This is a genomic window from Cryobacterium sp. MLB-32 (assembly GCF_000738085.1).
Taxonomy (GTDB): Bacteria; Actinomycetota; Actinomycetes; order Actinomycetales; family Microbacteriaceae; genus Cryobacterium.
On the sequence record NZ_JPRS01000452.1, the window covers coordinates 1 to 866 of the forward strand.

The following is an 866-nucleotide window of genomic DNA, read 5'->3' on the forward strand; positions in this document are numbered from 1 at the left end:
GGGGGCGGCCGACGATGCGAATTGAGCCGGGGCATCCGTCTCGCGCCGTGGCTCTCGCGGCGCGTGCGCTGCACGGTGTCGGGCGCGCGGCATCACTCGCCGGGCGGCGGGTGAGTGGCTACGCGCAGGCCAACCGGTTCGGCGCCCGGGGGCGCAATTTCGTGTTCGACCCGGCCGGCACCTACACCCACGGGTCGATCTTCGTGGGGGACAACGTGAACCTGGGCGTGCGTCCCACGCTGATGGCGACACGCGCGGAGATCCGCATCGGCAACAACGTGGTGTTCGGGCCGGGCGTCACCGTGCGCGGCGGCAACCATCGGTTCGATGTGCTGGGCGAATTCATCGTGAACGTGGGCGACACCATGAAACGTGAGAGCGACGACCGCGGGGTGCAGATCGACGATGACGTGTGGGTCGGCGGCGGCGCCACCATTCTGCACGGCGTGGTGATCGCCCGCGGCTGCGTGGTGGGTGCCGGAGCCGTGGTGTCGCGGAGCGTTCCGGCGTACAGCGTGGTGGCCGGTAACCCGGCTCGGGTCGTGCGAGGCCGGTTCACGAGAGAGCAGGCCCGCGTGCACGAGGTGGCGCTGTATGAACCGGCGCGGCGTCTCGGCCCGCACGCCCTCGCCCACCTGCCCGAGTGACCCCTCGTTGGTCAAGTGACCCCTCGTTGGTCGAGTGACCCCTCGTTGGTCGAGTGACCCCTCGTTGGTCGAGTGACTCCTCGTTGGTCGAGGCGCGACGAAGGAGCGATCGAGGCCTCGTGGGTCGGTCTTTTTCGTTGGTCGAGGCGCGACGAAGGAGCGATCGAGGCCTCGTGGGTCGGTCTTTTTCGTTGGTCGAGGCGCGACGAAGGAGCGATC

The 866-nt window shown here is 69.1% G+C and carries 1 protein-coding gene; it reads left to right on the forward strand.

Annotated features, from left to right (window positions below):
• Positions 1-647, forward strand: a 647-nt coding sequence (locus JF66_RS24680) for a DapH/DapD/GlmU-related protein (protein WP_369798074.1), incomplete at its 5' end; no start/stop codon positions are given.
• Between the last annotated feature and the right edge of the window lie 219 nt (positions 648-866).